8 protein-coding genes and 1 pseudogene are annotated in these 9,323 nt (G+C 41.9%); 5 read left to right on the top strand and 4 right to left on the bottom strand.

Features of this window, described 5'->3' with window-relative positions; genetic code table 11:
* Positions 1-805: 805 nt before the first annotated feature.
* Entirely contained in the window at positions 806-3,370 is a 2,565-nt protein-coding gene (gene glgP / locus IQ229_RS03475; RefSeq protein ID WP_194041319.1) for an alpha-glucan family phosphorylase, read from the top strand.
* A gap of 126 nt (positions 3,371-3,496) precedes the next feature.
* Here glgP and IQ229_RS03470 read toward each other — a convergent pair.
* Positions 3,497-3,763: pseudogene (locus IQ229_RS03470) on the bottom strand (DUF429 domain-containing protein); the annotation flags it as partial.
* Positions 3,764-3,914: 151 nt separating this feature from the next.
* On the opposite strand from IQ229_RS03470, the gene IQ229_RS03465 reads away from it, so the two are divergent.
* The 4 genes from IQ229_RS03465 (at position 3,915) to IQ229_RS03450 (ending at position 7,389) form a co-directional block, all read left to right on the top strand.
* Positions 3,915-5,174, top strand: a complete 1,260-nt coding sequence (locus IQ229_RS03465; protein ID WP_194041317.1) for a glycosyltransferase family 4 protein — start codon at positions 3,915-3,917, stop codon at positions 5,172-5,174.
* 199 nt (positions 5,175-5,373) lie between these two features.
* Complete coding sequence (locus IQ229_RS03460; RefSeq protein ID WP_194041315.1) at positions 5,374-6,240, top strand: calcium-binding protein; 867 nt, start codon at positions 5,374-5,376, stop codon at positions 6,238-6,240.
* A gap of 169 nt (positions 6,241-6,409) precedes the next feature.
* Entirely contained in the window at positions 6,410-6,658 is a 249-nt protein-coding gene (locus IQ229_RS03455; RefSeq protein WP_194041313.1) for a helix-turn-helix domain-containing protein, read from the top strand.
* On the top strand, positions 6,655-7,389 hold the full coding sequence (locus IQ229_RS03450) for a restriction endonuclease (protein WP_194041311.1): 735 nt from the start codon (positions 6,655-6,657) through the stop codon (positions 7,387-7,389). Before IQ229_RS03455 ends, IQ229_RS03450 begins: the two co-directional genes overlap by 4 nt.
* On the opposite strand, the gene IQ229_RS03445 is transcribed toward IQ229_RS03450, so the two are convergent.
* From IQ229_RS03445 to IQ229_RS03435, 3 genes are all read right to left on the bottom strand, one after another.
* Positions 7,352-8,542, bottom strand: a complete 1,191-nt coding sequence (locus IQ229_RS03445; protein ID WP_194041309.1) for a DNA cytosine methyltransferase — start codon at positions 8,540-8,542, stop codon at positions 7,352-7,354. The genes IQ229_RS03450 and IQ229_RS03445 overlap by 38 nt on opposite strands.
* A gap of 132 nt (positions 8,543-8,674) precedes the next feature.
* Complete coding sequence (locus tag IQ229_RS03440) at positions 8,675-8,824, bottom strand: hypothetical protein (protein WP_322743935.1); 150 nt, start codon at positions 8,822-8,824, stop codon at positions 8,675-8,677.
* A gap of 47 nt (positions 8,825-8,871) precedes the next feature.
* Positions 8,872-9,323: DUF4070 domain-containing protein (locus tag IQ229_RS03435; RefSeq protein ID WP_194041307.1), on the bottom strand; the 452-nt coding region annotated here is incomplete at its 5' end.

The following is a 9,323-nucleotide window of genomic DNA, read 5'->3' as shown; positions in this document are numbered from 1 at the left end:
CGCCGAAAAAAAGCTTCCCCCTCTCCTAAAGCCAAGGACACTTCATCAAGTATCAAACTTGCTTATCAAATGGCAGCAGAACTGGCTTATGCAGCAGCTGTAGCTCTGACAATGACAAAAAATACTAAAGATCAGCCTTCACTAGGTGCATAAAATAACACCTTTATAAGTTATTTTCCTGGTTTAGTGCAAATATTTCATACCAAGTAGTTAGCGTAGGTGTAGCCGGCCCCAGGCATCACTTTTCTTGATTAACTGCTTGGTAGGGCTTTCATCCAATTATTTATGGGGTTTCCCTTCTGCTTCCTGGCTTGAGAGTGCTGTACATGGATAGCGGGGCGTTAGCCAGGTTGAGTAAAAATCCCAGTCTTGAGAAGATTTTCATGTAAGGCTTTTGAAACTCCTTTCATCGGGATTGCCTTCTTTGACAGCGCAATTTTATAAAAAAATAATTAAAAAATTTAACTTTACTGGACACAGCTATGGGGAATTTTCATCCTCAGCCCAGACTCTCGATTGATCCCCGGAAGCAATACTAAAATAAATATAAATTATTTATTCAAAACTAAATTTTTTTTAGTGATACATACCAGTCAATGATTAAATCTTAATATACCAAGTACATGGCTAAGGCTAACGCATAGAATTAGAAACACCTTGGTGTAAACTTTAGCAACGAGGTTAAAAAAAATTCTCAATGCTTAACAAAGTCATCGCTTTTTCACAAACTACTGTATAAAGAATTGGCAACATTGGTAAAGAGAGTCAACAATAACCATAGCTAAACTTGGAGTTTTGCCAACTTATGCAGCCAATTCGCACATTTAACGTATCCCCTTCACTGCCGCCGCGACTCGAACCACTACGGCGGCTGGCATATAACTTGCACTGGGATTGGAACGTTGATACTAAAGATTTATTTCGTCGCTTAGACTCCGACCTGTGGGAGTCTAGCCATCATAACCCGGTGTTAATGTTGGGTACAATCTCTCAATCGCGGCTTCTGGAAGTTGTCGAAGATGAAGGCTTTTTAGCGCAAATGGATCGAGCTGACCGTCAGTTAGACGATTATTTGCAAGAGCGCACCTGGTATCAGAAACAACGGGAGCAGAAACCCAAAGAATGCTACGCCTATTTTTCGGCGGAATTTGGACTTGTAGATTGTTTGCCCGTCTATTCTGGAGGTCTGGGCGTTCTGGCGGGGGATCACCTCAAATCTGCCAGTGACTTGGGGCTACCGCTTGTAGGTGTAGGTTTACTCTACCAGCAAGGCTACTTTGCCCAGTATCTCAATGCTGATGGCTGGCAGCAAGAACGCTACCTGCTCAACGATTTCTACAATATGCCCTTGCATTTAGAGCGCAATCCCGATGGTTCAGAACTGCGGATTGCGGTAGATTATCCAGGGCGCAAGGTGTATGCCAGAGTTTGGCGCGTACAGGTAGGAACGGTTCCCCTGTATTTGATGGACACCAATATTGAACCCAACAACACTTACGACCACGACATCACAGATCAGCTGTACGGTGGCGACATCGATATGCGTATCCACCAGGAAATCATGCTAGGGATCGGTGGTGTGCAAATGCTCAAAGCTTTGGGGCTGAAAGTCACCGCTTACCACATGAATGAAGGTCACGCCGCCTTCTCTGCCCTAGAACGCATCCGCTTGCTGATTCAGGAAGAGGGACTGAATTATGTCCAAGCTAGACAGGTAGTGGCTTCCAGTAATATCTTTACTACCCACACGCCAGTCCCGGCAGGAATTGACTTGTTCGCTCCTGAGAAAATGCTGCACTACTTGGGATATTACGCAGAGATATTTGGGTTGCCCAAAGAGCAATTTTTAGGACTGGGGCGTGAAAATACAGGCGATTTATCTGGGCCTTTCAGTATGGCGGTGCTGGCGCTGAAAATGGCAACATTTTCTAACGGTGTCGCACAACTCCACGGTGTGGTGTCGCGGCAAATGTTTCAGGGGTTATGGCAGAAAGTGCCAGTAGAAGAAGTGCCGATCGCAGCAATTACCAACGGTGTCCATGCTCGGAGTTGTGTGGCGAAATCGACTCAAGAATTGTACGATCGCTACCTCGGCCCAAATTGGTCATCAGCACCACCAGATAGCCCATTGTGGGAGCGGATGGACGCCATACCCGATGAGGAATTGTGGCGCAATCACGAACGCTGCCGTTTGGATATGATTTTGTATGTGCGGGAGCATTTAGTCAAGCATTTGACCGATCGCGGCGCTTCCGCTTCCGAAATTGTCCAAGCCCAAGAAGTTTTAGATCCTTACGCTTTCACCATTGGCTTTGCTCGCCGCTTTGCCACCTACAAACGCGCCACCCTCTGGATGCGCGATTTGGATCGCATTAAGCGGCTTCTGCTGGCTAACAAAGACCGGAAAGTGCAATTTGTGATTGCTGGTAAGGCACATCCCAAGGATATTCCTGGTAAAGAACTGATCCGCGAGATCAATCACTTTATCCGCGAACAGCATTTAGAAAAACAAGTAGTGTTTGTTCCTAATTACGACATTCACATCTCCCGGTTGATGGTTGCGGGTTGCGATATCTGGTTGAATACACCGCGTCGTCCACGGGAAGCTTCTGGTACCAGTGGTATGAAAGCCGCTATGAATGGATTGCCAAATTTAAGCGTACTAGATGGCTGGTGGGATGAAGCTGATTACGTTCGCACGGGCTGGGCGATTGGACATGGAGAGAATTACGACGATCCTAACTACCAAGATGAAGTAGAAGCAAATGCTCTCTACGAGTTGTTAGAGAAGGAAGTTGTACCGCTATTTTATGAACATCGGGATACTGATGGTTTGCCCCGTCCGTGGGTTGCCAAAATGAAGGATGCAATTCGGTTGAATTGTCCCTTCTTTAACACAGCGCGGATGGTCGGAGAATATGCACAAAGGGCTTATTTCCCAGCCAGCGATCGCTATCATACCCTGACTGTTGATAGCTATGGCCCAGCCAAAGAACTAGCCGCTTGGAAAGAAAAACTGAGCGAACACTGGTTCAACATCAAAATCAAAGATGTTGACGTATCGGCAGCTTCAGACATTGAGGTTAACCAAACCGTTGCTGTCAAAGCCAAGGTTGACTTGGCGACTTTGACCAATGATGATGTGCAGGTGGAGCTATATCAAGGTGCGATCGATGCCAATGGTGATATTGTCAACGCTGTACCAGTAGTGATGGATTACCAAGGCGAAGATGGACAGCAATTGAGTATTTACACTGGTAATATCATCTATACCGCTTCTGGTTTACAAGGTTTGTCTTTGCGTGTATTGCCAAAAAATCCACACCTGGCTAATCCTTATGAACCAAGGTTGATTGCTTGGGCAGAATAAGAGTAACGAGTAGTTACTGAATACTCAAGAAAAGGCGTTGCTGACTTAAGTTTAGCAACGCCTTTTATATTACATATTTTCAGTTAGATAATTAATATCTAATAACTGTTCTAAGCTATAAATACAGCATCCCGCATGATATTTGCCAAAGTGCTTGTGGCTAAGTTTGTCGGGGAGACGACTCCCGGTAGCATTTGGTATGAGGGTAGGCGCATCTACAGCGATGATAGCTGGCTCATCTGGTTGGACGCTGCGATCGATCCAGGTGAGGATGTCTGCAATAGCTTCTTTGCGGTCTAGATCGAGTAGTTGCAGTTGTCCATTTATCCATTCTAAGCAGCATAGTCCACTTGGTTGAGATTTCCACCCTAAATCAATGCCAATAAATTTCATGGTCATAACACGAATTTGCGATTATTTTCGCATTTTCGGGCAACCATTTATCTAAATTTACTTGCTGAAAGTTGTGATAAATAATCTTATAATCTTAAGCAGCTTGTCTTAATTTATTTTATCTGGCAATAATTTAATCAAGATTATTCCAATGAAAGTTTTATTTTTACATCCCAATTTTCCCTCACAATTTCGTAACCTAGCGACAGTTTTAGGTAAAGATCCTAATTGCCAAGTCGTCTTTGGGACAAATCGTCGGGAAGGGGAAATACTTGGCGTTTTCAAAGCTATTTATACCCCTTCTCGTGAAGCTGCGCCTCAAACTCACCACTACGTTCGCAACCTGGAAAATGCTGTTCTCACCGCTCAAGCTGTCTATCGCGTGGCAGAAAAATTAAAATCTGAGGGTTTCTTTCCAGATATAGTTTATGGTCATTCTGGTTGGGGGCCGACTTTATTTATGAAAGATGTTTTTCCCAAAGCAGAATTATTGTGTTATTTCGAGTGGTTTTATCACGCTCACGGTTCCGATGCAGATTTCGATCCCAACGATCCGTTGAATGCTGATGATGAATGTCGCATCCGCGTGAAAAATGCACCGATTTTAACTGATTTATATAGCTGCGATCGCGGTCTTTGTCCAACTAACTGGCAGCGTCAGCAATTCCCCAAAGAATATCATAGCAAACTCACTGTAATTCATGATGGTGTCGATACCAATTATTTTGTTCCCAAACCAGGTGCAAAATTAGTTTTACCAAGAATAAATCTGGATCTTTCTCATGTGGAAGAGTTGGTAACTTATGTAGGACGAGGAATGGAACCTTATAGAGGTTTTCCGCAGTTTATGGAAACGGTAGCGCTACTTCAGCAGCGACGACCTAAGTGCCATGTGGTAGTTGTGGGAGAAGATCGGGTTGCCTATGGTAAAAATCTCCCCGATGGTCAGACTTATAAACAATTAATGCTAGAAAAATTATCTTTGGATTTATCGAGGCTGCACTTTACAGATAGGCTTCCTTACAATGAGTACCTTCAGGTTTTGCAAGCTTCTTCTGCTCATGTTTATTTAACCCGTCCTTTTGTATTATCTTGGTCAATGTTAGAAGTAATGGCAGCAGGATGTTTACTAATAGCTTCTAAGACTTCGCCAGTCTTGGAGGTCGTACAGGATGGGGTGAATGGACTGCTGGTAGATTTCTTTTCTCCTCAGAATATTGCTAATCGGGTTGAAGAGGCGCTGAATAATCCTCAAGAGATGAAAGCAATTCGTGCGAATGCGCGAGAGACTATTTTGAAGCGTTATGATTTGGCGAAATTGTTACCACAGCATTTGCAATGGATGTTCGCTGGCAAAACTTCTGATAGTTTTAAAAAGCGTCCACGTTCTAAAGGATTTGGCAAAAATTAGTCATTGGCATTAGTAATTTGTCATTTGCATAAATATTTTTTGCCTTAAGCAAAGGTGCAAATAAAAGCCTGAAAGGAAATACTTTTGCAAGGAGTATATTAGTTATTAGTGATCGATCGAAATGACAAATGACCAACACAACTCTTGCAGAGGCTGCACTTAGTATAAATGACAAATGACAAATAAAGCGATATTGAAAATGCGAATTATTTTTACCATTGCCCATTTTTTCAAACCTAGCAATGAGGGTCGTCATGCTTCCCAACGCAAAGACCCGCAACCCCGCTTAGAGGCATTAACTAAAAGTATTACCGCTTTACACCAATTATTTGGCAAATCTCAAAGTATTATCAACATTGCTCAACGACTAGCTTTTCCTGCTAATCAGCCGCAGTCTCACGAACTAGATATTGTTATTTGTACAACTAAAGATAATCATCTTCTGAATCAGCTTCCCTTACCATCACATTTATATAGGCATCATTCTAGCAATGCAGAACCTCTAATTTTGGGGTTTGAGTGTCAAGCTGTTCTGCAAAGTTGTCTCGGTCAGTATGATTATTACTGCTTTCTTGAAGATGACTTAATTATTCATGACCCTTGGTTTTTTATAAAATTAAACTGGTTTACCCAACAAGCGGGTGATTTAAATTTGCTCCAGCCAAATCGTTATGAAGTCTCTCCCCACGGTTTGGTTCACAAAGCTTATATTGATGGGGATTTGGCTTTACGAGTAACTGCTCCTTTTCAAAATGTGCAGGAGCAACAGGAACTCAATGGTGCAATTATGAATGCACCAATTACCTTTCGTCGTGCCCTCAATCCTCACGCAGGTTGCTACTTTTTAAATGCAAATCAAATGGCTCACTGGGCTAATCAAACCTATTTTATTGACCGAGATATTAGTTTTGTTGGGCCTCTAGAAAGTGCTGCCACTTTAGGAATTATGAAGACATTCCGAATTTACAAAACTTCGCCGGAGCAAGCAAGCTTTTTGGAGATTCAGCACTTTGGAACTGGATTTTTGGGGCTAATTGGTGGACAGGTGGGTTTGGCTGAAAGGTAAGTTGAGTTCTAGGGTTTAGTAAGAAAGATTAGTGCGATCGCTATTGATAAAAAAACTAAGGACAGATACACTTTAGTTAATATATTTTTCCAAAATTTCATACGCAATTCTTAGTAATGTGACACATTGTCCGTAGACTGATAGTCCGTAAACGCTCAGAATCAGGACTATGGATGAAGCGAAACCGAAGATTCTTACTGCTTTAGGTTATCTTGTAAGGCGACATAGAACAGAACTGGGAATTTCTCAAGAAGAACTAGGATTACGCGCTAACTTAGACCGCACATATATATCTGGTGTGGAACGCGGAGTTAGAAATCCTTCCCTCACTGCTCTTGTAAGCCTTGCAGTTGGTTTGGGCATAAACGTTTCCCTTCTTCTTGAAAGTTTGGAAATTGAAGCTGATAGGATACAGTGAGCAAGACAAAAAATCTAGTAGAGACAATTCAATCTCAGTTTAAAAAAGGTTCAACTCAACTACAAGTCTTTAAACTTTTATCAGCTCAAAAATGGCATTGTCGCGATCATGAAGGAAAGTCAATTGCATCAGCTCAATATGCAGGTGGTGGTGGAATCCAAGGACTACAACGTGGGAACAAACAGCGTCCTGGTCTTGTTATCGAAACAGAAAGTAAGTATTGTGAATTTTGCCGCAAGAAAACAAGGTGGGATCGTTGGATAGGAGAGATAAAATCAGCTAATTCTGCATCTAATATACCAGCGTCCTTAGTTCTAAGAATTCTCCAAGTTTATTCATATACAGATGCAATAGAACAAAGGCGAAGAGAGAAGCATGAGCTAGTCATTGATCATAGGTTTCCAATGGAGCGTTGGAGAGAAAATGAGCCACCACACCTTGCTTCTATCAGCGAAACCGAAATAAAGAAAAAGTTTCAATTGTTGAAAAAAGACCAATTTGGCAATAACAATCTTTTAAAATCGCAAAGTTGTGAACGCTGTATAAAAACTGCTAAAAGAGGTACACCTTTTGGGATCCGTTTTTGGTATCAAGGAGATGAAAACTGGCCTTCCATACATCAACAAGGTGCTGAGGCGGAGGAAGGCTGCGTAGGTTGCGGCTGGTACGATTTTGAAACTTGGCGTAATACTCTTAATCAAAAACTAGATCATCCTGCTCAGGATGACTAGCGTTAACTTTATTTATAGTATTAAGAGCAATATTAGTTAGATAAGGAATAAGCGCGTAGCCAATGCACTCTGCTAAACGTGGTGGTACAGCATTTCCAATTTGCCACATAGCTTTTTTCATAGAACCTTCAAAAATAAATGAATCTGGAAATGTCTGTAATCTTGCCATTTCACGAGCGGAAATAACACGATTGAGATAAGGATGAATATGAGTACCGCCATGATTCTCTTTAACAGTCATACTGGGTTTACCAGGATATTGCCGTTTGAAAGCATCAATATATTTTGTATATAAAGAACCGCCGGGAGGTACTTTAGCAATTCGCTCCATATACTCAAGTGAATGTTTAGTCCACTGATGGTTTATCTCTGGTATCAAGGTATATGGTGGTAAATCAGAAATAGCCGATTCAATAGGTTTGTATTCTTCAGGTAATAACTTAGCTTTGGGATAGGGATTTGGCATTCCAAATCTGTTAGCTATAAAGATAGCTCTTGGTCGAATTTGTGGCACTCCATAGGCAGCAGATTCAAGAATTGCAACAGATATATTAGGATAACCAATAGATTCAAAAGCTTCAATAATTGCTTTTTTTACATCTCCGTTTTGTATCGTCAGAATGCCTGGAACGTTTTCCATAACAACATACCAAGGACGTATTTCTGAGACAACATGCACAAATTCATAAAATAAGCGATTGCGCGGGTCTTTATGGTCACGTTTTCCTGCTACCGAAAAACCCTGACATGGCGGGCCGCCTATAATAAGATTTACTTCAGGTAAGCTGATTTGTTCTAGCCAATTACGGGAATCAAACTGTTCGATATCTCCACAAAAGTGATGACATTGGGGAAAGTTTTTTTTATGGGTAGCAGAAGCGATGGGGTTAATTTCAACGCTAGCTAAGGGTTTAAATCCAGCTTGAACTAGTCCTTGTGTTATGCCCCCTGCTCCACAAAACAGATCCATAAAGGTGTAATTAGATGCTGTATTTGGCACAGAATCAATATCAATGAATATCTTGTATGGATCGCAATCATTTTGATCTAGTTCTCGTTTGATACGTTCATAACGTCCTAATTTGGGTTTTTTTTGCTTTGTAGTAGAGTGATTTTCCTCGTGAGAAAAAAAAGAAAGTTGGGTTCCTTGCATTTTTTGTTTGATATTGGCCTCTGCTTTAGTGTGACATATAGTCTACAATATATCAAACATGGTACATTTTTTGCAGAAACCCACATAAGCGATGTCTACGATGGGCTACGCCTACGGTCAAAACTTATTCTTTCAACTAACAGGTGACAAGCGATAACTTGCTTCTTGAGTCTCTAGTTGCACTTTCACTTCATGACGGAAGCTGAAGAAGTGTTCACCAAAGCCCAATACTACGAGGTAATCATACAATAAATGCAGTTTTTGCAAGGTGATCGCAACCAATTGCCAGGAAAAACACCAACGAGTTGAGCGAACAATATCCGCTTTTATTAAATCGTGACTAATGGTTTTTCAACCGCAGTAGGTGTAGTCAGGGGATCAAATCCTAATTGCTCAGTAATGCGCTCTCTGGCTAAAAGGCGGTATTCCCAAAAATGCTCACCAGCAGCACATAAACCCAAATACATATTCACAAATTGCGGCTTGGTGCGGAGAATAGCCCAAAGCTGTTGCCAAAATTGACCGCGAATTTCTTGCCGTTGCCAACCTTGACGCCAGAGCAAGTTTGCAAGTAGTCGCAGTCCTTTGCCAGGAGGAAAATACATTGTCTGCTGTAGTTGCGGATTAGGTGTAATCTTCAGGCATTGTTCAAAACAACGTCGGAGATAGTTTTTGGGTTCGTACATTGTCCAAATTGCCTCTAAATATTCTTTAGCAACTTCAGCTATCGGACGGGTAGGAACAAAATTCATTAAGGAATTCTGATCCCCCACCTCCGTAC

The organism is Nostoc cf. edaphicum LEGE 07299 (genome assembly GCF_015207245.1).
Lineage (GTDB): Bacteria > Cyanobacteriota > Cyanobacteriia > Cyanobacteriales > Nostocaceae > Nostoc > Nostoc edaphicum_B.
This window is presented reverse-complemented; position numbering and strand designations above follow the sequence as displayed.

Coding starts and splice junctions, on each gene's coding strand:
- glgP (WP_194041319.1), top strand. CDS start 806: ATGCAGCCAATTCGCACATTTAACGTATCCCCTTCACTGCCGCCGCGA.
- IQ229_RS03465 (WP_194041317.1), top strand. CDS start 3,915: ATGAAAGTTTTATTTTTACATCCCAATTTTCCCTCACAATTTCGTAAC.
- IQ229_RS03460 (WP_194041315.1), top strand. CDS start 5,374: ATGCGAATTATTTTTACCATTGCCCATTTTTTCAAACCTAGCAATGAG.
- IQ229_RS03455 (WP_194041313.1), top strand. CDS start 6,410: ATGGATGAAGCGAAACCGAAGATTCTTACTGCTTTAGGTTATCTTGTA.
- IQ229_RS03445 (WP_194041309.1), bottom strand. CDS start 8,542: ATGCAAGGAACCCAACTTTCTTTTTTTTCTCACGAGGAAAATCACTCT.